We start from the raw sequence: 24,957 nt of genomic DNA, 5'->3' as shown, positions 1-24,957 counted from the left end.
GATGTGAAGATATAAAAAGGAGCTGCCACGGCAGCTCCTTCTTCGTTTGTATAGAGTCTTTCATTGAACTAACGTTTCCCGTTAGTTGAATGAGCCATTAATTAAGCTAATTTTTCACTTCTTCAGCCACTCAGGATTGGAACTCAATAGCTCTAACCATTCCTCAAGTGTTTCTTTGATATCAAACCGATTTTTTGTGCGTTTTTCTTTTAACACATCCCAGTACCCATTATTTTTTACAATTTGTAAAGCGTATTCTCCTTCGGGACTTGAATCTGGGTACCAGCCTAAATCAATTATTATTGATTCTTCTCCCTCTGTGGGTATACACATTTTCCCGTTTGTATATTCCAATTTGATGATATGAAGAATATCCTCGGTGAAGTAATCCCAATTCTTTAGAAAGTCTTCTGTATCTATATCAGGTTCAGGTTCAACATCAAAGAACTTATTAAAATACATTGCGAAACCTGCAGGGATTCTTAATTCCATTAGATTCATAATTATCATTCCTTATAGTAATTTTCCTCTTGATTTCAACCAACGATACTCGAGTCAACTGCCATATTTATTGTTACCCGTCTTAAAATGAGCAGGCCACCGCAGCGCCTGCTCATCAATGTGTGTTGTTCAACTATTGTTTCCCGTTAGTGCAGCAATCGAATGCCTTCCATATGAGAAAAGTTCATTGTGAAAGATAGTATGCAAACCCAAGCGGGTTCTGGTAAAGATAATGCTTATGCTTCAAGCCTTTTACCCCTGTATAAATGCTTTTTTGCGGTTTTCCATTCACCTCAATGATCCACAGCTTGCTTTCTTGATCCAAAGCAAAATCCACACTTAATTCTCCCATTAATCCGTATTTATATTCTATTTCCTGAGCTGCTTGAATACTCACATAATGAATCGTTTGTAAAATCTCGTCTCTCTGTTTCTCTGAATATAATTTAGTTAAAAGCTCTGAACTGTTATAAACAGCAGTACACAAGCTTGTATTAAAGCAATGAGAATAAGCGATCCTAGACGTAATGACAGTCACAGTCCATTTCCCTTCGATATTTTTTTGCACGAGAGCTCGGATATCAAAATTCGAATCCTGCAGCTGTTGAAACTTGATGCCTTGTTGAATTATATAGGTTTTACGTCCGATCAGCTGCTCCATTTTTTTGACTGCGTCATTTTTTTTCAGCGTGTAAGAGGGATAGTGAGTATGGAGCGATATGACAACATCCCCTGCTTCATTTCGTGCTAAACGGTATACTTTATTTCCCTGGGATCCATATATCGGCTTCACGTAAATTTGATGATACAAATCCAATTGTTTTAAAATTTGTTCCCTATGAAAAAGAAGTGTGTTCGGAATATATTGCTTTAAATTCGTTTGATATAAAAGGTTATATACTTCCCATTTATTCAATCGGGTCATCACATTAAAAAACTTATTTTCGCCTAATAACACCTGCATTACTTGCGCTATTTTATCATGCTTATGAAAACTGCGGTTGTAAACAACGCAGGGAAAGGGGAATACTTTTTCCTTAAGAAGCTTTCCCTCTTGATAAAGTCCCCGAACAGCCATTTTATTCAGCATAATATCATCTGCCGAAAAAGCAATCAACCGAATCGGTAATTGATTATGTCTTTCATATAGTTTTAATGTTGTACTTCTCGAACTTTTACCATCTACCATAATGCCGATCATTGTTCGTTCCAACTGAATCCCCCCGCTTATTCTTCCTATTTCAGTATATGTAAAGAAAAGGACTGGTTGAGATGGACGGACAAACATTTTACGCAATATAGACAACCGTTGGTTCATTTCATCCGTAAAAGAATAAAATGAATGAGCAAATTAATTATTAGGGGTGAACTCGATGGGCAAACATATCGGAATTCCTGGACCGCCAGGTCCACCAGGACCTCCTGGACCTCCTGGACCAGTCCCACAATCTGCATTTAGAGCCGAAAAAGAAGACGAACAGGTTTTTTCACCTGATGCTCCGACCCCAGTTACTTATGAATCTGAAATATTTGATTTAAACGATGAATATGATCCCCTTACTTCTACATTCATCCCTAAACAGGACGGGGTGTATTTAATTTTAGCGAGCGTTGGATTTATTCCTGATGGTTCAGAACGATCTGCGGCATTAATAATTGAAGTAAACGGTAATGATGTACTTGTTGATAGTGAAACTTTTTCATTTTTTATCCTTGATCTTACTCCTGTTTTAAGTGTCTCTGGTATCTTGTTTTTAACTGCAGGAGATAAGGTTACCGTACGTCTTGAGGCTAGAGTAGTAGGAGGTACTATTACTGATGAGGGAAGTGCTACCCACTTTGAAGCTGCTAGATTCCCATCTCCATTATAATTGGAGCCTTGGTTATGACGCTCCCTCTTTCATGGTAATGAAAATCCACAAATACGTAGTTTATTCTATGACTATTATATAGGTTATCTTCTATTGTTTGGTTGACAACATTTCACATGAGGCTACCGCAATCGTTGGAGCCTCTTTTTGTTTCCATCGCAATTATGTGTCAAATGTGACATAAAAGAGAGGGATTTTAATCTCTTTTCTAAAATTAAACTGCCCAATTGTAATAGACTTACTTTAAAGTGAACACCATTAATTATCCCGTTATTGCACAATTCTGCCCGTTAGCGTAATGAAGCAGCCGATCATTGTGGTCGGCTGCTTCCGTGTTTTTATTGAACTATCGTTCCCCGTTAGCTTAACAAAGAAAAGGAGCAGATGTCGCGGCGCCTGCTCCCTAATCTGATTGAACTAATGTTCGCGGTTAGCTGAACCATGAATTACGATATAATCTCGATACTAACGTTTTCCGCTGAGATGGTGAATTCCATTAATGGACCATCTAATAACACATGAAGTTCAAAACCGGTTTCTGTGAGGTATACTTCATCATATAGCCAGCCGCTACCTACGCTTAAGTTTGTAGGTTGAACATCCTCAACTCCCGTAAAGGTTAGCCTGACATCCGTTAAATAATGATAGCCGCTTCTGCAATCCAACGTCATGATGAACGTGTCCTTTGAAGGGATCTCAATCGAAGTTACTTGGGCATCATGTAATGACTTTTCAATCAATTGTATAACATAACCTGGGAGTGAGCCTTTTATGGAGTCGTAGTAGTTACGGTACGTAACCCCGATCGCTTTCGTTCGCTCATCATACTCCATTTGCCATTGGTCAGCCATTTTTCTAAGTTCATCTGAAGGAAATTGCGAGTTAATCGTTCCGTCTTGAATATAGGGATGAAAGAACGCCGGGAGATATTTTAGCAAGTCTTCTTTTTTATCCTTCAAATTGTTCCTACGCATTTCTTCTAAGTTCAAACCCTCCGATAGATGCCAAGCAATGTCGTCTTCCCAATCTTTCTTTGTTTCAGGGAAAACCAAATATCCTCTTATCTGCATTTCTTCATACAACTCTTTAGTGAAATATTTCATTCTTTCCTCCTAATCTCATTTCGTTGACTCACTAAGTATACGGCTTGTAAATATCTTTTGTTGCGCTAAACTGCCCGTTAGTTGAATCCCGTTATTAGAAAAATGCATATAGCCCGTCTTCAAAATATTTGTATTCTCGTTCATCTAATATCTTTTCTCCGTATCCTTCAAAGAAAGTATTAATCTCCGAATTAGTTACAATAGCATTGGGCTTCGGACGTATTGCTAAAGATAAATCATATCTTGGGTCTCCGAACGCTCCACCGCTCCAATCAATAACGCTTGTTACTTTTCCATCATGAAAAATTACATTATCAATAGTAAAATCACCATGAATTAATGTGTTTTTTACTGGCGCAGGTTTGTTTGTTTTTAATTCCTCCATTAATTCAGGCGTTCCATCGACTGAATAATGTTTAAGATTAAACTCTGCCCGCCGTAACATTTCTTCCAACCAATCAGAATTCCATGTTATTTCTTTTGGGCATGGGGTTGAATGAATTTCAGCTAAGACTACACCAAAGTTGAATATCATTTCATGCTTCTTATTCATATTCTTCTCTTTAAGTAATGCTTGCCTTAAGGTTTCTCCCTCGAAAAACTGCAACAATGCCCATGATTGATTATCGTCTGTCTGCTCCACAAATCGGTAAACTTTTGGGGTTGGTAACAGTGTATTATTTAAATATTTAAGGACGCATACTTCTTTTGATAACCAAGAACAATACTGTTTGCCCTTTGTTCGTTTTAAAACAAAGCGCCCCTTTGCGCTTTGAACTATTCCAACATCAGATGTATGACCTTGCCTTGGGAATTTAATGTCTGTCACAACATCCAGATAGTCAATTATTTCGTGGGGGATTTCATGAATTTTAATAGGAAGCATGAATAGCACCTCTATGTTTTTCCCTCATTTTAACATTACTTCTGCGTTTGCACTGTTCACTAATTGAACTCTACTGCCCGTTAGCGTAATGAAGCAGCCTATCATTGTGGTCGGCTGCTTCCGTGTTTTTATTAAACTATCGTGTCCCGTTAGTTCAATCATTTGGAGTCTCATGGCATAGGAGTTAGTAAGTTCTTCATCGTGCTCATCATCCATAGATACATAATAACAGATACAATCGTACCTGAAAGGATCCCATTATATAGCTTGTGGAATTTCATTATTTTTTCAATCAATTTATAAAAGATCATAAAGAACATCATTGTGACCATGATAAAACCAATTAGAAATATTATGAGCATATTAGAGCACGTCCTAATCTTATTTAATTGATTAATTACTATAATACTTATTTTTCTATACGAAGTTGCGCTATACTGCCCGTTAGCGTAATGAAGCAGCCTATCATTGTGGTCGGCTGCTTCTGTGTTTTTATTGAACTATCGTTACCCGTTTAGCTTAATGCAGGAGGAATCCAAAAATCTGCTACACAACTAAGGCAAAAACGTAGCAATGTAGTGAATTCTCTTATATTCTTGTTGAAAACCAAATTTTTCATATAACGACTTCGCTACGTCGTTTTTACTATCTACAGTTAGCCTAACATCGTTAGCACCTGATTGTTTTAATCGTTGTAAGACTTCGGATAACAACAATTTCCCAACACCTTGTTTTTGCCATTCGCGCCTTACAGCAATGGTTGGTATTCGAGCATGAGTCCCCCTAAGAATCGAAGAGAGAAGACCTATAGGATTCCCGAATTCATTTGTGCATAAGAAGTACAGATTTTTCGAAAAACTAGCTCCCTGAAATTCATGAATTACGCTCTCTGAGCTTTTGTTATCATGGAAGACTTCGTTATATATTTCAGCCCAAACGTTTGCGTCCTCAAGTGTTGGGGTGCGGAATTGATATCCTAATGGTTTATGGAAGACTTCCTGGTCATCCATATCATTCAAACAGAGTATCTCCAATGTGTTTTGCTCTTTCATTCCAAAGTTGACCCCAATAGTGGCTTCTCCAGGAATACGTGTGAGCGCACGGTGCTTAAAGTGAATGGGCTTTGCATCTTGTCGTGCAATATCTTCAAGTCGTTTAAATATAAAGTTGAATATCACAGTACCAATCCCACGCCTACGCCAATCTACGTCTACTGTTCCGAAACAATCAACGGCGATGTGCGTATTTAGTTCAACGAAGCACAATGAAAAATAACCAACTGTCGTCTGCCCAATCACGACAACGAAAGTATTGTCACGGATTCTTCTACCTGGTTCGTCCAAACTTTGTTCGAACTCTATGACAGAAACTCCGTTTAAAAAGTGAAATGGGTCGCGGTTAATCATTGTTACAATCCTATCTGTATCTGACCGTGTATGTATTCGAATTAACGCATCTATATCCGAAAGCTTCATCAAACTTTACCCCCCCATACAAATCGCTATTTGAATTAATTCCGCAATTTGTTAAACTATCCTGCCCGTTAGCTTAACGAAGAAAGGAGCAGCTGCCGCAGCAATCTGCTCCTTGATTGTTCAACTATCGTTTCCCGTTAGCTCAATTATTGTCTGAAAGAATTATCTGTGTTTTGGTACTTGGTCGTGGGTTTATCAGTTTTGATTGATAATCCTCTGTAGTTTCAATGCCTTCCGGAGGCAACGAAACCTTCACATCGTAAGTACCCGAGAGTGCTGGTTCAAGTCCTGATTTGCTGTGATACTTGGAAATGAAAATTCCCTTATCTTCGACCATTTGACCAGGCTCCAGTATAGACATGCCTAAATCTGAAGTGCAACCACCTTCGCCTTGTTTTGTTGACAAAATAGTATTTGATTCTTGGTGAGTGATATTAATAAAAGCATTGTTAGGACAACTAGAGCTCCCAGAAACATAGGCTAAAGCTTCTTTTCCCAGATTCGTCACGGTTGTGAAGACTTCAATTTCTTCATTCATTCCAAAGTGGTTATTATTTAGCTTGATTTCATACGCTAGGTCCCCAATTGTTTCCTGATGTAGAACTGGACCTGATTTTTCTGTTTCGTTAGAACATCCCGTAGCAAAAACAATACAGAATATAAGTACAAGAAATGCTTTCTTCAAAACCATCTTCCTCCTGCTGTTTTCGTACTGCACTATAGACGCGTTTTGAGAGGAAAAGTTGTACCGACGAGCGAGTTAATTACTAGAACTAACCTGCCCGTTAGCTTAACGCCTATCAGCTACATCTGTACAAAAATCATTATTTTGTGAAGATGTAAAAGGAGCTGCCGCGGCAGCTCCTTCATCGTTTGTATAGAGTCCTTCATTGAACTAACGTTTTCCAGTTAGCGTAACACTTGAACATACTTTTTTGTTACTTTCCTCCAATGTGAAACACGCCAATTACGGTTTCACCATCAACGTCATACAGCGGAATATCACGACCACCTGGTGATCTACTGTTCTGTATCGCAATGGCTTCCTCGGGTGATTTTGGTAGCTCACCGTCTAAGTCTTTTTTCAGAACATATCCATCTATGCCATCCACACCTATAGCACTGATTAATTCAGGTCTCGTTTCTGGAGAAGTAGCATCTACGTCAGAACCGTATGTCTGTCCGTTTTTATTTTTAGGATAGAAGTCTATATTCTTAGCGCCGCTAATATGAAAAGAACCAATTATGGTTTTCCCACCAACATCATATAGCGGGACATCATGGCCAAGTTCTGCTAGATAATCTTTTTTCAACACATATCCTGCAATGCCATCCACACTTCCTACATGAATCAAGTCAGGTAGCATTTCATCGAGAATGGCTTCTTCCGCAGAACCGTATGTCTGTCCATGTTCATTTTTAGAATCGTTTTGAGGATTTATATGGCTTTGATTAGTCGCACTTTTAGCATCTGTGCTTTGGAATACCATTGTACCTCCCACTCCTACACAAATGATAAAAACAACACCAATCAATATTCTGAGTCCTTTAGAATTCATCCTCACATTTGTTCACTCCTTAAAGTTTTCTCGCTCTTCACTCTATAGTCGTTCGTCTCGTCCGTATCACTTCTTATACGAAACCAAATAATGGAAAGTTGCGCTAAGCTGCCCGTTAGCTTAATAAAATGAGCAGGCCACCGTAGCGCCTGCTCATCCATGTGTGTTATTCAACTATCGAGTCCCTTTTGCTGTCTACGGTCTCTTTTTCAAGCCTCGCAATCAACTCTTTTAGGGCTTTAATACGCTCGAAATTCTCTTCTTCAAAATCATCCAACATTTTCCTTGAATCATCCCGTTTCCCTTTTATAGGCTCAACGAACTGCTCATAAATGCTTTTCTTAGCCAAGTAATCCATGTGCTCAGCACTGGCGTATAAAAAATCAATACGTAAATCAAAGAGATTAATTGCCTCTTTATAAGTCTTACGGTTTTGTTCCAACGTAATAAGCTCATCCTTCAGTTCACCAAGCCACACTCTAAGATTATGTTCTCTGTCCTCATTCAACACTTAATATTACCTCCAATTCGTTGAATACACTAAATCATCTTTAGTACAAGTTGCTGCGCTTAATGCTACCATACTTAAGGTATACTCGTCTGAGTTAATCTGTAATAGTCATTCAGCTACTTGTTGATCATCACCCGAAATCCGCTTCTGACCGGAAGCCGGTTACAAAAGGCAATAAAGATCAAGAAATGGCGTTGAACCAATCCCGTTGATTTCACAAAAAAAAGGAACAATCACACGGAAATCGTATGATTGTTCCTAATTTTTCACTCCAAGAGGCCGTTATTCTTTTATTCCTGCCAAGCTTGCAACTTCCGCCGGTGAAAGCGCGCCTTCATAAATGCGTAATTCATCCATCAGTCCCTTGAACGGCGTATCCCACCAGTTCACGCCTAGGCTGAAGCTTGCATCGGCAGTCATGAAGATGTTCGGGAAGTTCGTGCCTGTAAACTTCTCTTCGCCGTTCACATAAACATGGATCGTGCCGTTATCGACGGTAAACGCCAAGTGGCTCCATGCCCCGATAGGGATGGTCATGCCTGTAACCGCATCGTACCATGAGCTGCCTGACCAAACCATCGTATTCCCGCCGGCCGGACCGTTTGGAACGAGGCTTACCCAGTTGCTGCTGTCTCTCGCGCCAAAGAAAGCCGTCGTAAACATCGTTAACTGCTCCGGCTTTAACCAAAGCGAGACAGAGTACGTATTGCTAGCGATGAGCCCATCGGGCAAGCGTACGCCGGATGCTCCATCGAATGCCGTGGCTTTGCCGCTCTTGCCCTCGCCATACGTCATGCTGCCGCCGGTAATATTGATGCGATTGCCGGTTAACGTACCTGCGCCGAAATTAGCAGTCGCATCGCTCAAGTTATCTTCGAACGCGTAATGAGCGGCCAAACCGGCTGCTTGGTAAGGCAATACCGTGATTGTAAAGCTTTTTGTTGCCGTTACGTCACCTTTTGCGATGGTTGCGGTTAACGTAGTCGTCGCGCTGTCCGAACCGGAATCCGGCCGGCTGATGACGCCTGTTTCCGTTACAACGCCGGAATCCGAAGTCTGCCAAGTAATTTGTGCGTGCCTGGTCCCTTCAGCCGGAAGCGTTAAATTGGAAATGACGTTCGCCGTTTCGCCGAGGTCCAGATCGTTCACAACATCCGTGACGATTTCCTGATCGGTTTTATCGGGAAGTTTGCTTCCCCAGACGGAGATTCCTTCATTCGACATCGCAGTGAACGTCATCACATAAAGTTCCGAAGCCGGATCCCAAAGACGAACGAATACGCCGTTATATGCGACTCCATCCACGATGATTTTCGCCTGATTGTAGCTTGTCCTCGCCCAACTGCCCTTCACATCGCCGGAAATGGTATAGTCTTCGTTTAACCGAATAAGAACCGAGCTCTCGATCGCTCCGGAATAGCTTTTCCCATGGTTAATGAATTTGTATTCCCCGATCAAATCCTGGATGTATCAAGGGTTTCACCTGTGTAACGATAAGGAGCAACCACTGGCCAGCCGTCTTTATTCATAAACATCTGGTGAACCCGAACCTCGTGGAATTCGCCTGTTTGCGGAAACCTTGTATGGAAAACCAGGAATTGCTTGCCGGTATCCGCGTCATAGTATACGGAATTATGACCCGGAGAAACGTATCCAACGCCGATACCCGTTCCGGCATCCCCGATTTTTCGATCAAATAAATAGTTGCCGATCAGCTTGTTGCCATAGGGAGCATTATCCGTAGCGCCCGGTAAAACGGCATTTTTGCCTTGGGCGTCTACATAAGGGCCCTCCGGATTTCTTGAACGGAACTGTCGCATATTGTAACCGCCGTCTGCCCCTAACCACCCATAGGTTACATACAAGTAGTAATAGTCCGTGTTCTTGTCATACACAATATACGGACCTTCGCCCGATCTATAATAGCCGCCTGCAATTTTCGTTCCAAAATATCGGTCGATCAGTCTGCCGTCGGACGTCGTGCCGTCCTCGTCCGGATAGATTGCTTTACCCGTCGATTTATCGATTTCAAGCAGAAAAATGCCGCCGGACCATGAACCGTATGTCATCCACAGTTTCCCGTTCTCGTCATAAAACAGAGTCGAATCGATAGCATTCGGATAAATATAGTTGTTATATGATCCGTTTGCATTGAACCACTCCGGCCTTGTTCCCGTTAACGTGCCGTTATCGATAAGCGCCTGAATATTCGTATTCGTCCATTTCTTATTGATTACGCTGTTGTTATCGTACGCTTCATCCCGGGTAAACCCGGAATAAATGACGGTATCCCCATACGTATACGGCCCTTCTATGTTCTTTGCTACCGCAAAACCGATTGCCGAACGAATATACGTGGATGATGCGCTGTAATACATCATATAGGCACCGGTTGTTCCGTCCTTATTGATATAGTCTTTGTTCCAGAAAACATCGGGAGCCCAAACGGAATACCCGCCCTTGCTATCGGAATCGTTCTCTCCGGCCCATGCAAAGGAACCTGCCAGATTTGCGGATAAATCACCATACAAGACATTGCCTGGTGTCGTGTATCCATTCGTGAAACGAGTCCAATTTTGCAAATCCGTCGACTTTGCAGCTTCGATATGAGAACCGAACACGTAATACGTATCGCCGTCTTTCACGATCGAAGGGTCGTGAACAGAAACGTTTGTAAATGCCGGAGCTTCACCCTGCTCGTCAAGGTGAGGTTTGTTGCTATTATCGCTTGGCTGGCTGTCCGTTACGGCTGTGCCCTCAGCGAGCACGACATTCGGTAATATTAATATAAATGTTAACAATAAAAGAACGAATCTAATGGATGAACGTTTACTCATTCAATGCTTCTCCTCTCACAATCACCTTTGATATGCAAGCGTATTCTTATTGCTGGTTTACAATGATTCTCCCCACCTCCCACTATTTAAATCGAATTAGAGTTGATAAAACGCTTACATTTTTTTAAAAAATTAATGTATTTATCAACAAATTAATAATAGTATAAATTTTATGAGATCTCAACCAAAACTTATTTTCAACAATCGTTCTTCTCATGACAAAAGGCGCCCGGTGCGGGCGCCTTTTCCTATTCTTGCTTCTACGGCATTGCACAAATGACGGAAACGAGGCTAAGTCGTGGTGAAATTAAACCAATATGCCATCTTCTGATGTTAAGACGATTTTCGGGTCTGTTCATAAGCTATAATTACCGTTAGCGTAATCTTGCAGATCTTTCCGAATCGTTCTAAAGGAAAAAAATAATAGCACCACCTAAAATGGTGGTGCTCAGAATGTAGAGAAACCCATCGCTTCGGAAAAAGCGTGGGTTTCTCGACATTCTGAAAAGCTTGATTTCTCAAGCTTTCATCCCTATCCGTATTCTGCACGCCTTCTATTTGCATTCACAAGAGGCAAGTCAGTTAAAAGCCAACCCTGTTGTTTTTACCGGTTTGACCGGTTTAATTTTAACTTTTTTCATGGAAATCACCTCCTCTGCAGATTGAAATGTTATCCCCCTTTTCCAAGGCACGAAAAAACTGAAAAATGGGATCCACCCCCTCGCCTTGACCGCATGTAGGACAATCCGGGACCGGACTGGAAAAGTCCATCTTAATCGACGTTCGAAAGGTTTCGAAATGAATGGAAACCACTAAGTTTGGAACCGCCTTATCCCATGACGTGGCGTATTTGCCCGGGTTGGATGTGAATGACGGTTCACAAGAAATTCAATCGATCTTTAAGTCACTTGTAGAAATCGGCAAATATGAATTGTTCTACTGTCTATTAATTATAGTTGCGCTTGTTTTTTTAATCATGGTCGTTCTCCAGACCGTTGTTCGTGCGGCGCAACTGGTGATGACTGCGGTGAGTGGTTCCTTCATGGCCCTTGGCCTCACAGATCCGGATAGTCAAATGTTTCAGTCGTGGTGGAGAGAACTGCTGAGCATATCCTTATCGCACGGTATCCAGTTATTTATGCTCAAAGTAAGCTTCTACGCGCTGATGTTTAAAACAGATGGGTATGTCATTGGTAACTTGCTGATGTTTTGTGCGGCCATATGGGTCACTTATACGTCACCAACCATCTTGAAACAGTATATGTATTCTTCAGGAGTCGGGCGGGCTGCAACAGGGGCTACGCGATCGATCACGCGCATGGTAATGAGTAGAGCTTTTATTCGGGGGAGGTGAGTGAGCCGTGGCCAATTTTATCGTACCGAAAAATGTAAAAAGCCGGTTTGAATTTTTCCCTAGTTTCGGCTGGAGAGAACTTATCTTCCTGCTGCTTGGTACCGTAACGGGCCTTCTGATATCCGGGATCGTCTTTATAGCGAGTCATCACCTCACCGCTTTTCTGGCCATACCGATTGGTGCGGCTCTCGGTTTTTTAGTCGGAAAACCAGACCCGCGAACGGGAAAGAATCTCTTAACTTTAATGAAGGACTTTAAAGATTTTCAGACAAGACCCAAACGATACCACTTTCGATACGGGGAGGGTACCGAATCATTGAATTGAGAGAAGGACAGTATTAGATATGGAAAAATAATTCCATCTACTTTGCCCCTGGTGACAGCTACGCTGGTACTACCCCTTATTAAACTAAACTGCCCGTTAGCTTAATAAAATGAGCAGGCCACTGCAGCGCCTGCTCATCCATGTGTTTTATTGAACTATCGTTTCTCGTTAGTTCAACGACTTTAGATTCTTGAAATTATTCTCAATTAAACTTCTCATAACTTTTAATAATAAGAATCGGTCTTTTTTGTTGGCTAATTGTACCTTCTGGTATAAATGCAAGTCGGTCATTATGTGTAGCGATTTGTTTTTCAGTCATTTTTTTTGCACATCATTAGGTACTGATCTAATCCATCCATCTACCAGCCTCTTTCGTTTGCTTATCTTATTCGTCGTTTATTTTGGCAGCGACCGAACAATCCCCTCCCGGCTACCGGAAGGGGATGCTTTCTTAGGATGATGGTAGTTTACCCTCGAAACAGGAATACTTGCTTTACGTACCTTACAAAATGAACATCCATGTACGATTCCATTCGTTTGTTTAGATCGCGATATTCCTCGAGTTTGTCTGAATGGCGTTTACTTCGTTCATCGATCTGCATATCAAAGTGATGAAGCTCGTTCTCAAGCCGGATTCTGGCAGCCTCCACTTCCTTCGTTAAGGAATCCAGCTCAGGATGGTGGGCCTGCTTGATCACATTTAACCTTTCCTGTGCTACGGTTTTATACGTTTGTTCCGCATCGGTTAATTTTGACTTCCGATCCTTATACTTTAACGCTATGGCGGAGATTTCACTGCGAGGAAGGACTGCAGGAATTTTAGTTCGATACCTGCGTTCGATTTTTCTTTTCCAGTCGACCAGCGCCTTCGCTTGAGATCGGCTCATGCCTACATGAACCGAACCGCCGTTTTTTAAAATCAAATACGCCCTATCGATTTGTTTGCGGCCATAGGACTGATTGATCGTAATGTCCATAAAATCGGCCGGCGTACGAATGCCGTTCGTTCTTAAACGGCGTTTCATCTCATCGTCGATATCTGGAATTTTATCCTGGCTAATCTTATGTTTGATTATTTGCTCTTCCACCCATGTTTTTTGGAACGAGGCCAGTTTGCAGGACAGCTCCGTTTTTTCCTCTTGGTCAATGGTCCGTCTTTCGCCAACTAACCCGCTTAAATGAATATGAAGCTCCTTCTCCACCGCTTCCGTTGCATGCCCTTTCCGAGAAACCGCTTCTTCGAGCCTTTGTACGCAATCGTATATCAATTCCTCTTCAATTTGACTAAAATTTTGTTTGATATCGTTCAATTCGTTCAGTTCACTTCTCAATTCGGATAGGGCAAGCTCCAGCCTCTTTATGTTTTCGTACGTGGCTCTCTTTTCCTGGACGGCGGGAACCTTCCCATAACGCCAGCTTAAAAAGGCCATTTCCGTTCCAAAACCTATAATCGAACAGAAGAGTAGCGCTGCGACCGGGGCACTGCTGTACAAAGTAGCCGCGGCTGACGCTGCTGCGAGTAAAATCAGGTAGGAAACGAAGCTTTCCTGCAAGAACAAATACGTTGATCGCTTCTTGTGCGGCGTCGCTTCCAACGTAATATGGTCCAAGATCCACGACGCTCCACCAGAATACAAAGTTTCTGGCGGTGATATGGCGACAGCCTTCCGCGGCTTCCGCTTTAAGAGCCGATCATACAAGACGGTTAGTGAAGTTCTAAATGCCGTATTTTTAGAGAAGGCCGAGAAATGGACGCTTGAAGGCTGCATAGCCTTCTCCTCCGAATCGGGATCGGGGAGTCTAGGCACCTCCGGCACTTCCACTGTCGCGAATGCGCGAAGGGAGTTTGCTGCCTTTCGTACCGCTTCTTCTTCAACAAGCGCCAGCAATTCGAACGCCCGTGATGCATCTGGACTAACAAAGTCATTCCGTCGAAAAAGAAGGCTTTCCTCCGGCTCTCCCGCTTCAAGCGAATGCCATAATGAGGGATCGGCACAAACAGCTGCGATCGATATCCAAACTACCCATGCCGAAAAGTGATCGATATAGGGGCCGAAATGCCCTTCATTCCTTCCCGGGTGTTGATAGTTTCGATGACCGAGCTCGTTGCTTGGCATGCCGTTTAAAGCGGGGACATACATCCCGTCGTAGTCGATCAGAATGATTTCATTCTTGTTGATCAATATATTTCCATGCTGCAAGTCGCCATGCCCAATATTGGCCGCGCACAGCTCGCGGGTCATTATTATCCATTTATCGGAGAGTTCTTGCAGCAGGTCGGCACGATGCATATTCCGCCCCATGTAATCGAGCAGCGACTCTCCTTCCACCCACTGCATTTTCACGATCGGAAACCACTGACCGTTAATGTTGATGCCTTCGGAAAGATATTCGAATGGGACGAGATAAGGAAGAGGATTGGAGCGTAAATGCAAGCTGATGGCATCGTAACGGATCTTCTGATCCTTTACATTGTTAGTGAAGCACCTGACCGCCCATTCTTGCTCACCGCACTTCAGTTTGTATACGCTGGCGAAGCTTCCCGATATCGGACGGGGCAGGCCGAGCTTATCCAATTCAGGGTGGCCGGCCTGCAGATCCTGGTCCTTGAAACAGATACGCGGATTTTGGATTGCTTCCCTATAATCCTGCGGAGTGGGCCAGAACATCGCCTCACGTCCCTTTAACCAGTTTTAGACGAATGAACGTAACGTCATCGTTCCTTAGATAGAAATAGCCTTCACGGTGAGGCCGCCGTCTTTCTTCATGCACGAGATGGTTAAAGTCACGCTCGCCGGCTAGCTTATGTATTAGCCTTATCACGCTGCGATCTTCCTTGTAACGAGTCAATAGCCAACAGGCTAGGGCATCGGTCATCAACCAGAACGCATCTCCCGCTTCGGCGGTACCGCTCCATTTGTGAACAAACGCTTTAATCTGGACGTTATTGGCCGCGTTACTCGAGATGAGAACCGGTCGACGTTGAAAATCATCGGCTGTGCTTAAAGGAAATGAGGCGATCATCGTATCCCCTCGAACATGAAAAATACAGCTGTCGCCGACCGCGATCGCGTCAAATGCCGCGGATTCGGCATCCATCGCAAATCGAAACGTGATCCCCGCTAATGTGGAAAACGCCCCGCTGCTGAGCTTCTCTTGCGCATACCATGGGAGACTTTTGCCGTTGGTTTTTTTCTGCCAGGCTTTCGACAATGGGGAGACTGATCTATCGATCTGCATACCGCCGAATCTTCCAAAGCAATAACCGCTTGCGAGCAAATTCGCCCACAGTTCAGCATATGAGGACTCACTAGCCCCATCGGCTATGGCGAATCTACAAATTGTCGTCTCCTTGTGAACATGTGTGCTGTTATGGGAGGCATCTTCGTATTCATCGCTGCGATTTCCTGCCTTCGGCAATAAATAACATTCGCTTTCGATTCGCATAACTAAAGCCCTACCGCAGATTGGCCGGACGCGTTCCGATATCAAGCGCCTGGATTACGAGAGTTAAATCCGCATTGAGCACAAAACCTCTCGCTCCATCAGAAAGATTCAAGTCGTATTCCTGATTGGCGACTCGGATCATAAAAGACGTCAGCGGACTTGAGCCTTCGTAAAGCACCCTGGAATACGCGTCGGGCAGTGCATCCGCGGTTTCCGGAAAGCGGAGCTCCACCGCGCTCGGACTATCGGAAATGTGCAGGTTGAATAGCAATACATTTCCGTCATCCGTCGATAGCGCTCTTAGCTGTTCCATTTCAAGTGTCGGATCGCCGTCGGTCGACTCCCCGTCCGTGATATGAATGACAACCGGCGGAAAACAATGCGTGTACTCACTGATCCAATGAGTCAAAACGGTATGAGCCGTTCTCATTGCTTCGCACATCGGCGTGCCTCCGTTTGCTACGGGCTCAAACCAGACCGGAAACTTGACGAGTTGATCAACCAGCCCTCCTGCCCCATCCGGCACTTTTTTCAACCGCTTATCCAGCTTTGATGGGTTATCGGCAATTTCGCTAATCGGAACCACTTCTTTCCCCGCTAAAACACCTCCGAACGCCGGACCGACACCGGCGCCATAGCCAATTACGCCAACATGATAGTAATCACGTATCCCTTCTGACTTCGCGCACTTGATAACGAGATTTTGCAATAACCGATTGATGGCGTCCGAAACGCTCTCGGACTTAGTGCTTGCCCCGAACGGATCAGACATCGATCCGGATTGGTCGATAATAAACAAGATACACGACGGATTCGAACGGCTAATTTCTGCTGAATACATGCGCTCACCCCTCACAATAGGTACATGTTTATTCCTATTCGAAAGGAGACAAAGAATTGACAATTAAAAAGCAGCTGGCGCAAAAGAACTGCGACAGCTGCTTAATCTATGGATTTTACCGCTCCCGGTTACGTGATTGGTTTATGTCTCTATAAAATAAGGATATGTTAAATCCCAATGTTGATTTATGACTAATAAAAGAAGGCGGTTTATTGTACTATCGTTCCCCGTTAGCATTCCTGTAGAGCGTTAAATTTCCGCTTTGCAAAAAAACGAGCGCCTCGGTACGATGGAAGTACGCAACGGGTCATAGCCCTAAAAATTCCATCATCCAGGAGGACGCTCTACTATGAAGTTTAAATCGCAAGCGAGACAAAATCAACTCATAGAAAAAATTACCCCTCAACATCTGGTCGTCGGCATCGACATCGCGCAGCAAACCCATGTCGCTCGTGCTGTTAATTTTCGAGGAATCATGGTCGGTAATCCCCTATCCTTCTCAAATGATGAAGAGGGTTTTAACAGCCTTCTTCGATGGATCCAGTCGCTGCAAACCACTCACGCTTTAACGGCAGCCATTGTTGGAATGGAGCCTACCGGACATTACTGGCTTAATCTATCCAAATGGCTCTCATATCGACAGTTTGAAGTTGTTCTAGTCAATCCACATCTCGTGAAAAAGAATAAGGAAAACCGCGACAATACGCCATCCAAGAGTGACAAAAAGGATGCTCTCGTCATCGCAGACATGGTCAAAAACGGCTACTACTCCTTCGCTCGCAACACACCAGAAGCATTTGAAGAACTACGTGTCTTTCTCTCAAACCGCGACTCTGTCGTAACGAGACTCGTTAGTGCGAAGAACCAAATTCACCGCTGGGTCGACGTTGTTTTTCCTGAGTTGCGACAAGTTTTTAAAAACATCATGTGTATCGGTTCATTGGCCACTTCGTCTTTTCCCAACGCCCAAAGAATTGTGTAAATTACAGCCTCAAGATATCTTACGGGGCTGGAAATCGCTTATGAAACGGCATTCTGGTGATCGAAAAGCTCGAGCTCTTATCTCATTGGCTTGCAGATCTGTGGGTTCTAAGCAAGCCACACATGCCTACAAGCTCCACTTGAAGCAGTTGCTCGATGAGTACGACCTTGCTTGCCTGCAATTGCAAACGGTAGAAACGGAGATTATCGCCGTTTTGGAACGCATTCCATTTGCGGGGTCCATGCTTGCTGTCAAAGGGATTAGTGAGATTTCGTTAGCCGGTATTCTAGGTGAGACGGAGGATTTAAGTGGTTTTGTTCATGGTAATGCCTTACTGCGTCATGCTGGTCTCAACCTTGCAGAAGCAAGCTCAGGGAAATGGACCGGACAGATGAAGATTAGCAAACGTGGACGTTCTCGTCTCCGACGTTTCATCTTCATGATGACCATGAGTTTAGTCGCGAACAATCCAGAGTTCAAGGCCATGCATGCCTACAATGTACAGGTAAAGAAGATGAAGAAAATGAGGTCCATTATGAAGCTGTGTGGAAAATTAGCCAGAATCTTAGTTGGAATGGCTCGCAGCGGCGAAGCCTATAACCCTCCTAAAACGTTGCCTATTCAGTTAGCAGCTTAACTTATTTTACCGTTTCGTTGTACGAGTTTTGGCTTATTCGCAGGATTTCAAAGAAAGCACGGAGTACCGGATACATTGAACCAAAGGGCGCAGACCCGTACCGTTAGCAAGACCGGCCTCCACCCCTTGGACAGGCGTAACGAAGGAATGAGAGGGCATAGACCCGTTGAGACATGGGAGTGATAACCACCAGGGGCGGCGTGGAGAAAGCGTGCAGAAAATGGAATTATTTAGGGTGGCTGTGTTCCCCCTCTATTCCCGTTTGCCTTCATGTTGCCGAAGTCTAGACGGAGTCCCCCTTCTTATCTTTCACCCTTTACCAACGGGGCGAAATCCTGCGAATAAGCGAGCATTCGTGAGAAAATCATATCGTACTGAGGGAGTTCAACGAGGCTGCCGTTTTATTCTTGCAGCCTCGTTTTGGTAACTTAAGACCACTATCCTATTTGTGAAAATAAGGGTTTAACTGATACGTAACAGAATGTATATTCTGTTACGTATCAAATGAAACAAGAAAAGCCACCCTTTTTAAAGCGACTCCTTGTGTACACTGACACAAAACTGCTTTAGTTCACGACACAACTTTACTTAAATAAAAAACGCGACCAAACTGCTTAAATAACAGTTTTGAGTCGCGTTTTTTCGCGGCAGTCTATTCATGGGTTATTGAGCTATAGTTACCCGTTAGCTTAAGGACCGAGGGTGAATAGCCCCAATGCTTGAATATGTTGTTATCTGATGGATTCGCTTTACTATGAAACACTAATCTCTCTTTTACTTAATTTTTTAAATGCAGAGTAATCCTGATCGGACTTAATAAAACTTAATATTTTTTCGGCACACTCTGTTGGTCTCAACTCTTCAGTATTTACTTCAAGGTCATATTCATTAAAAGAATATATTTTGTCGTACTGGGAATTTGCTAGTCCAATCTCTCGATCTTCTCTGATTTGCTCTCTTCTTGTGAGTTCTTCTTTCGAGCCTATTATACCTACAAATAATGTAGGATAATCAAAAAGTACATCAAGATAATCATTAAACCGCTTGTCATTGTCGATTACGGTATCGACGATTACATTCAAACCCATTTCTGAAAACAATTTAATTGTTGCATAGTACACTGAGACTATGGGATCAAAAATTATTTGTCCGATATTATCTACTTCTTTTGTAGGTTCAGTATCTGGAAATTTATTATTAATACAATCAAAGTAATTACGAAAAAAATCATCTATGGATAAATGATGAAAAGGAATCTCTTTCTGATTTTTTAGTTCCATAGAAATACTAGTCTTTCCTGAACTTGAAGTTCCGTTCAAAAACACAATAAGTCCTTGCTTCATACGAATTCACCCTCACATATAAGACTTGCGTATCATTCAGACAACGTTATATTCACAACGTTCATTAAATTATCCAACTGATAAAATATTCGAGAAACGATTAAACTATCCTGCCCGTTAGCGTAATGAAGCAGCCGATCATTGTAGTCGGCTGCTTCCGTGTTTTTATTGAACTATCGTTTCCCGTTAGCTCAATGATCGCCATGACTTTCTTGTATTAGTTCTATAATTTCACCTACACATTGTTCTATATCCTTATTTAAGCAATTAAGGGTTTTATCACTGTACTTACTGTATAGAGGATATCTTTCCTCGTAAACGTCCTTAAGACTATTGCCTTTCTTCATAACAATGCCTCTTGTTGTTACGTTTATTAGTCTCCTCTTAATCTCTTCATATGGGACATGTAAATAAATGACCTGACCATCCCGTTTAAGGACTTTCATGGCCTTTTCTGAATATATAACGCTTCCACCTGTAGATATAATGCAATGTTTTAGTTGCAATTCAGACACAGTTTTTTCTTCGATCTGCATAAATTTTTCGATACCATCATTATCAATTATCTCTTGTAACAACCTACCCTCATGTTGCTGAATGACAATATCCGTATCCACGTAATCCATTCCTAAGGCTTTTGCAAGCAACACGCCTATAGTGCTTTTACCAGCACCAGACATACCTACAAGAACTATATTCATTTTCTTCCTCACTTTTTTAATTGTTATTGGTTTCGTTAAACCATTCGGTATTCCCCATAAATATCCTTCACAAGATAGCGTTAACTCCCGTTACTTTAACGGAAAAAGCAGCCGATCGTGATGGCCGGCTGCTGCGTGTCTTGATTCAGCTATCGTTACCCGTTAGTTGAACAATCCTATTCAACTACATATTTTGTGTTTTATCGGGAAATGCAACAAAAAATCGGCATTTCCTCGTTCTAACGGTGAATGAACCTTGGAATACAACTCGAACCCATAAGTTCCTGCTTGTTCATACTCTGAATTATTTATCCATTCAAATAACTCTCCATAAGCGTCACCAGCTCTGTCGATGTCCCCTTTATATTCCAAAACAGCGTAGGTCGCTTTAGGAAGTTCGTATAAAATCATATCTACTGGGAGCTCTGCGTCAGGACTAACTTTTACACCTGCTATCCATGTAAACAGATCAATATCCGGGTTATAATTTGGCGGGTCGATGAAAAGGCCATAGGTAATTGGGAGATCGACAGCACCGCTCACTTCTTCTATTTTTTCATTAAACGATTGCTGTAGCTTCGGGATTATCTGCTGCTCCCTAGTGTCTTTCAACAGGGTTTCAACCTTCATTCCTATGATCCGGAAGTTTTCTCTTTCAACGATTCTTATAGTCATCCAACGACCTCCTAGAGAAGTTTATTCCCCTGTTCTTTCTACAAAAACAAACTATCCCCTCTTTTTGGAAGGATGTATTGTTCAGCAAACCTGCCCGTTAACTGAGCGAAGGGCTGCTATGAAGCAGCCCTTCTGGTATTTAACTATCGTGTCCCGTTAGCTTAATGACGGATAATTTATTTATGATATTTTTCAATATTTATAAGGTGCTGTTTTAGCCTTCCGTAGTAATGATAGGTTTTTTCCTTTCCCCAAACCCAGAATAAGTCTCCATTGTACATTAAGAATCTTTCGAACCATCTTTCGAAATTTAATCCAATTTCCTTCGCATTATCAACAAACAACTTATTACTCCAATATAGATAGCTGTTTTCTCTTTGGTTATCCTTATAATCTTTTGAATTGATGAAGAGCATATCACCATTATCGCTTCCTATTGGAAACCATCCATCGGGTATCAAATCTTTATAGTTGTACTCGATATAGTGCTGATAAATCTCATTTAATCCGAATATTTCAAATCCATCACCATATTTAGGATGGCAAAAGAGCTGTACTCCGTTATGGAGCATGAGAAACAACTTAAAGTCTATAGGAAACTTGATGTTGTGTTCATTTTGAAATTCCTCGATTTCTTCAATAGTCGCAGCGGGGAAGAAATAACAGACTAGATTTTCAGTGTAACCCCATTCCCGCTGAACCAGTAACGAATTATCCTCATTTAATCTCTTTTTAAATGCATCAAGCGTGAGTTCAACTAAACTGTCAATCAAGACATGCACCCCTTCGTGTAATTTTTGAACAATCGCCCTCAAAATATGGCTAATGGATGTATAGATTCGATGTTATTTCTCTCTATTCCTACTAGACATTGCTGTATTATCCTGCCCGTTAGCGTGGAAAAGGCATCCGATCGATCGTTTGGCCGGCTGCCGCGGTGTCTTTATTTATTCAGCTATCGTTTCCCGTTAGCGTAATCAAGCTGAGACAAAGAAGTAACCAGATGCTCACTCGCATTGGTTATTTTATTTTGATTTTTCAAGAGCTTTCATTAGACTATCTCCAATTTTTTTAGATTCATCTAATAATGACAAAATTATTTGAAAATCGTTCCCAACATAGCCTTGACCTTGATGATTTGTTGAATTCAGAATTAATGATTTTTTATTGTCTGCCAATTCTGCTGATACAAGTAAATGCTCTTTGATAAATTTTGAATATGAACTGTAACCGAGTAGAGAGTGTATCTTTCCCCCCATATCTGGTGTCCAATTAGGTCGCTCAATACATACATTCAGCAATTTAAATAGAGCACTTCCCAATTCAACTGACTCCATCGGACGTTGGAACATTTTAAATGTATCTGTAGCGGTAGCAGCCCCTATCTCACTATTTGCCATAGCATTCAACATGATTGAACCGTTTTTAATGTTTTTGTAGACACCAACCATATAAACCATCTTATTACCCCCATTAACAATGCATCACGAACAAGTTTAACATTTATCTTAATATTGAAACCTCTGCATATTCAGTTGCTGATTTGAGTTGTTTACTTGATAACCCAACATAAGTCTCATCTAAATCCCCGCCTGTTGTAGCTTTATAATAAAGTTTGATAATTTTAAAGCTACATACCCTTGATTTTTCGTTAAGGAGACCAAGTATTTTTAAAATAAAGTTTGATAAAATCTGAACTTAACGACGAAGGGCTGCCACCAGGCAGCCCTTTTGTTATTCAACTATCGTTTCCCGATAACGTAATCGTCACTCGATACCCACCCTTTAATTGTCATATATTCAGACGAATTCCTTTTTAGTTATTTTTCAAAATTTACGCTTCGGAATCCATGAGACCGATGAATTCCCGGATCGACTGTCGTCTATATAAACGAAGGCATAAATGAACACAAACTAATTTGACGAAGAGGTGTTTTGAAAATGGCATTAACGTCCGCATTCACGAGCTTCAACCTGCCTGTAAAAAATGTGGAACAATCGAAAGCGTTCTTCACCGGACTCGGATTCGAGCTCAACCAGCAATTCCCCGAGAACGAGAATTCGGTAGCCATCGTGATCGGCGACAACCTGCAGGTCATGCTGATCAATCAAGCATTCTTTAATACGCTCACGGAGAAGGAATCCGTCGATACGAGCAAGTATGCGCAGATGACGATCGCATTGGCCTTCGAGAGCCGGGAAAAGGTCGATGAAATCGTGAATACCGCGGTCTCCTTAGGCGGGAAATTGCACGCTGAACCTGAAGATCATGGGTCCATGTATCATTGGGGCTTCGTGGACTTGGACGGTCATCTGTGGGCCATTAACTACATAAACATGGATGCGGCACAAGGTTAAGGCAAACGGAGAGCACGCTCCTACTAGGGTTCAAAAAGAAAGACGCCGGGCATCTTCCCCGGCGTCTTCTTCGCGATGATTAGTTTTGTTCGGTAAAGGCTTTGAAATTGTCCACGATCGCTTGCCAGCCTGCTTGCTGGAACTCGACGGGATTGGAGCTTTCCGCGTCGAACGTTTCAATGACCTTCGTCTCTTTCCCTTGATAGACAAAAGCAATATCCACTCTTCTTCCGTCTTCCATGGTGTAGCCGATCGCCTCATGCCGATTCACGACATCGTAGACGCCGCCAAAATCAAAGCCCATGCTGCCATCCTTCGCTTCCATCCGTGTCAGAAACTTGCCGCCGACCCGCAGATCGTTTTCGGCTCTCGGCGCATGCCAGTCCTCGGACGCTTGATTCCACTTCGTGATGTGATCCGGCTCGGTCCAATAGCGCCATACCTTCTCGACAGGGGCTTGAATGACGGCTTGCACGGTTACTTTCGTCGGTTTACTCGTTTCCATTTTAAATAGACACCTCTCTCATGATATTCGTCGTTTGGTTATTCTCAATGATATAGACGTAAGCCAATGACGAAATTCATTGGTCAATTCGCTCAGGCAGCCCAAATCGCGAAAATAATGGCGTATGAATGAAGTTTTGAACGTGCAGGATTTGATTTTCTTTGGTTTCGATGACGTGGATGCCCCAGGGTACCAGGCCAGAGCCCTCTTTGCCCGGCATATACTGGGCCAACGCCGGATAACCGCCATTCACCGTAATGGGCACAAATCGCGAACCTTCGCAATGCCAGCGAGTAAGCGAATAGAAGGCGGACAAATCTTCCTTGCCGCGGATCCACATCTCGAAGGGCGGCATCGACATGCAGCCTTCCTCGTGGAACAACGCGACGAGCGCAACAATATCGAATTGCTCGAAGGCCTCCACATACCGGGACAGCAGCTGCTGCTCCGGTTGAACGTCCATGCTGCTGAGTTCATCCGAGCGAAGCTGCGCCCGGTCCATCGTCTCTCGGGCTCTTTGCAAGGCGCTGTTCACCGCTGCCGGCGACATCGCCAACGTTTCCGCGATCTGCTTGGAGGACCATTCAAATACATCCTTCAAAATGAGTACCGCGCGCTGCCGCGGAGGCAAGGTCTGCAGGAGAGCGATGAAGCACAGTTGAAGGGTATCTCTGCGTACGAGCAGATCCTCCGGATTGCCCCCAAAGTCGGGAGACGGCCAGATCCAGGCAGAGTCCGGCAGCGTGTCGCGCGGCTCGACGATGGCGACGGCCGGGTCGAACAGGTCAACGGGAAGCGCGCGGCGTTTGGATTGTCTCAGCTTGTCCAAGCACAGGTTGGAGGCAATCCGATAGACCCAAGTTTTGAACGAGGAATCCTGTCTGAACATGCCCCAGCTCTGCCAGACCCGAATACTCGTCTCCTGAACGGCATCGTCCGCATCGTCCATGGAGCCTAGCATTCGGTAACAGAACGAGGTTAAGCCCGGCTTCAAGCTTGCAAATAATGGTTCGTCAAATGCGGTCTCGTTCATCGCGGCCTCCCTT

General features: G+C 43.1%; 22 protein-coding genes and 2 pseudogenes. 5 read left to right on the top strand and 19 right to left on the bottom strand.

Annotated elements, in window-relative coordinates:
• Window positions 1-114: 114 nt before the first annotated feature.
• On the bottom strand, window positions 115-501 hold the full coding sequence (locus MRBLPE1_RS17055) for a hypothetical protein (RefSeq protein WP_364147486.1): 387 nt from the start codon (window positions 499-501) through the stop codon (window positions 115-117).
• Window positions 502-685: 184 nt separating this feature from the next.
• A complete protein-coding gene (locus MRBLPE1_RS17050) occupies window positions 686-1,714 on the bottom strand; it encodes a YheC/YheD family protein (RefSeq protein ID WP_364147485.1) in 1,029 nt (342 codons plus the stop codon).
• 160 nt (window positions 1,715-1,874) lie between these two features.
• On the opposite strand from MRBLPE1_RS17050, the gene MRBLPE1_RS17045 reads away from it, so the two are divergent.
• Complete coding sequence (locus MRBLPE1_RS17045) at window positions 1,875-2,372, top strand: C1q-like domain-containing protein (protein ID WP_364147482.1); 498 nt, start codon at window positions 1,875-1,877, stop codon at window positions 2,370-2,372.
• 446 nt (window positions 2,373-2,818) lie between these two features.
• On the opposite strand, the gene MRBLPE1_RS17040 is transcribed toward MRBLPE1_RS17045, so the two are convergent.
• The 7 genes and pseudogenes from MRBLPE1_RS17040 to MRBLPE1_RS17010 form a co-directional block, all read right to left on the bottom strand.
• Window positions 2,819-3,475, bottom strand: a complete 657-nt coding sequence (locus MRBLPE1_RS17040) for a DUF4085 domain-containing protein (RefSeq protein WP_364147479.1) — start codon at window positions 3,473-3,475, stop codon at window positions 2,819-2,821.
• Window positions 3,476-3,569: 94 nt separating this feature from the next.
• Window positions 3,570-4,361 carry a phosphotransferase family protein gene (locus tag MRBLPE1_RS17035; protein WP_364147476.1) on the bottom strand — a complete coding sequence of 264 codons (792 nt, stop codon included), beginning with the start codon at window positions 4,359-4,361 and terminating at the stop codon, window positions 3,570-3,572.
• Window positions 4,362-4,915: 554 nt separating this feature from the next.
• Entirely contained in the window at window positions 4,916-5,836 is a 921-nt protein-coding gene (locus MRBLPE1_RS17030) for a GNAT family N-acetyltransferase (protein WP_364147474.1), read from the bottom strand.
• 142 nt (window positions 5,837-5,978) lie between these two features.
• A complete protein-coding gene (locus tag MRBLPE1_RS17025) occupies window positions 5,979-6,521 on the bottom strand; it encodes a hypothetical protein (RefSeq protein ID WP_364147472.1) in 543 nt (180 codons plus the stop codon).
• A 253-nt stretch (window positions 6,522-6,774) separates the two neighbouring features.
• Entirely contained in the window at window positions 6,775-7,395 is a 621-nt protein-coding gene (locus MRBLPE1_RS17020) for a hypothetical protein (RefSeq protein WP_364147470.1), read from the bottom strand.
• Between the two features lie 166 nt (window positions 7,396-7,561).
• Window positions 7,562-7,906, bottom strand: coding sequence for a hypothetical protein (locus tag MRBLPE1_RS17015; protein ID WP_364147468.1), 345 nt, complete (start codon window positions 7,904-7,906; stop codon window positions 7,562-7,564).
• 282 nt (window positions 7,907-8,188) lie between these two features.
• Window positions 8,189-10,743, bottom strand: a pseudogene (locus tag MRBLPE1_RS17010) (LamG-like jellyroll fold domain-containing protein).
• A gap of 802 nt (window positions 10,744-11,545) precedes the next feature.
• Here MRBLPE1_RS17010 and MRBLPE1_RS17005 point away from each other — a divergent pair.
• Window positions 11,546-12,097 carry a conjugal transfer protein TrbL family protein gene (locus MRBLPE1_RS17005; protein WP_364147466.1) on the top strand — a complete coding sequence of 184 codons (552 nt, stop codon included), beginning with the start codon at window positions 11,546-11,548 and terminating at the stop codon, window positions 12,095-12,097.
• Window positions 12,098-12,104: 7 nt separating this feature from the next.
• The gene (locus MRBLPE1_RS17000) at window positions 12,105-12,422 is read left to right on the top strand and encodes a PrgI family protein (RefSeq protein ID WP_364147463.1); all 318 of its coding nucleotides are present in this window, start codon (window positions 12,105-12,107) and stop codon (window positions 12,420-12,422) included.
• Window positions 12,423-12,889: 467 nt separating this feature from the next.
• Here the strand turns inward: MRBLPE1_RS17000 and MRBLPE1_RS16995 are convergent, their stop codons facing one another.
• The 3 genes from MRBLPE1_RS16995 to MRBLPE1_RS16985 are packed head-to-tail and all read right to left on the bottom strand — an operon-like array spanning window position 12,890 to window position 16,710.
• Window positions 12,890-15,091, bottom strand: a complete 2,202-nt coding sequence (locus MRBLPE1_RS16995) for a hypothetical protein (protein WP_364147462.1) — start codon at window positions 15,089-15,091, stop codon at window positions 12,890-12,892.
• A 4-nt stretch (window positions 15,092-15,095) separates the two neighbouring features.
• Complete coding sequence (locus MRBLPE1_RS16990) at window positions 15,096-15,869, bottom strand: hypothetical protein (RefSeq protein WP_364147460.1); 774 nt, start codon at window positions 15,867-15,869, stop codon at window positions 15,096-15,098.
• Window positions 15,870-15,879: 10 nt separating this feature from the next.
• Entirely contained in the window at window positions 15,880-16,710 is an 831-nt protein-coding gene (locus MRBLPE1_RS16985) for a vWA domain-containing protein (protein WP_364147457.1), read from the bottom strand.
• Window positions 16,711-17,059: 349 nt separating this feature from the next.
• On the opposite strand from MRBLPE1_RS16985, the pseudogene MRBLPE1_RS16980 reads away from it, so the two are divergent.
• Window positions 17,060-18,329 (top strand): annotated as a pseudogene (locus MRBLPE1_RS16980) (IS110 family transposase).
• 752 nt (window positions 18,330-19,081) lie between these two features.
• Here the strand turns inward: MRBLPE1_RS16980 and MRBLPE1_RS16975 are convergent.
• The 5 genes from MRBLPE1_RS16975 to MRBLPE1_RS16955 all read right to left on the bottom strand — a co-directional run bounded on the left by MRBLPE1_RS16975 (window position 19,082) and on the right by MRBLPE1_RS16955 (window position 22,508).
• The gene (locus tag MRBLPE1_RS16975; protein ID WP_364147455.1) at window positions 19,082-19,672 is read right to left on the bottom strand and encodes a chloramphenicol phosphotransferase CPT family protein; all 591 of its coding nucleotides are present in this window, start codon (window positions 19,670-19,672) and stop codon (window positions 19,082-19,084) included.
• 191 nt (window positions 19,673-19,863) lie between these two features.
• The gene (locus tag MRBLPE1_RS16970) at window positions 19,864-20,373 is read right to left on the bottom strand and encodes a shikimate kinase (RefSeq protein ID WP_364147453.1); all 510 of its coding nucleotides are present in this window, start codon (window positions 20,371-20,373) and stop codon (window positions 19,864-19,866) included.
• Between the two features lie 180 nt (window positions 20,374-20,553).
• Window positions 20,554-21,048 (bottom strand): GyrI-like domain-containing protein, encoded by a 495-nt coding sequence (locus MRBLPE1_RS16965; protein WP_364147450.1) that lies wholly within the window; start codon window positions 21,046-21,048, stop codon window positions 20,554-20,556.
• A 176-nt stretch (window positions 21,049-21,224) separates the two neighbouring features.
• Window positions 21,225-21,821 (bottom strand): SMI1/KNR4 family protein, encoded by a 597-nt coding sequence (locus tag MRBLPE1_RS16960; RefSeq protein WP_364147447.1) that lies wholly within the window; start codon window positions 21,819-21,821, stop codon window positions 21,225-21,227.
• A 252-nt stretch (window positions 21,822-22,073) separates the two neighbouring features.
• Window positions 22,074-22,508, bottom strand: a complete 435-nt coding sequence (locus MRBLPE1_RS16955) for a hypothetical protein (protein WP_364147444.1) — start codon at window positions 22,506-22,508, stop codon at window positions 22,074-22,076.
• Between the two features lie 481 nt (window positions 22,509-22,989).
• On the opposite strand from MRBLPE1_RS16955, the gene MRBLPE1_RS16950 reads away from it, so the two are divergent.
• The gene (locus MRBLPE1_RS16950; protein ID WP_364147441.1) at window positions 22,990-23,406 is read left to right on the top strand and encodes a VOC family protein; all 417 of its coding nucleotides are present in this window, start codon (window positions 22,990-22,992) and stop codon (window positions 23,404-23,406) included.
• 79 nt (window positions 23,407-23,485) lie between these two features.
• Here MRBLPE1_RS16950 and MRBLPE1_RS16945 read toward each other — a convergent pair whose 3' ends face one another.
• Together MRBLPE1_RS16945 and MRBLPE1_RS16940 are read right to left on the bottom strand one after the other, a co-directional pair.
• The gene (locus tag MRBLPE1_RS16945; protein WP_364147439.1) at window positions 23,486-23,911 is read right to left on the bottom strand and encodes an SRPBCC family protein; all 426 of its coding nucleotides are present in this window, start codon (window positions 23,909-23,911) and stop codon (window positions 23,486-23,488) included.
• A 76-nt stretch (window positions 23,912-23,987) separates the two neighbouring features.
• Window positions 23,988-24,944 carry a sigma-70 family RNA polymerase sigma factor gene (locus MRBLPE1_RS16940; RefSeq protein ID WP_364147437.1) on the bottom strand — a complete coding sequence of 319 codons (957 nt, stop codon included), beginning with the start codon at window positions 24,942-24,944 and terminating at the stop codon, window positions 23,988-23,990.
• Window positions 24,945-24,957: the final 13 nt, after the last annotated feature.

Source organism: Paenibacillus sp. LPE1-1-1.1 (genome assembly GCF_040676435.1).
Taxonomy (GTDB): Bacteria; Bacillota; Bacilli; order Paenibacillales; family Paenibacillaceae; genus Pristimantibacillus.
Note: the sequence above shows the minus strand (reverse complement) of the source record. Positions and strands in the feature narration are given on the sequence as shown.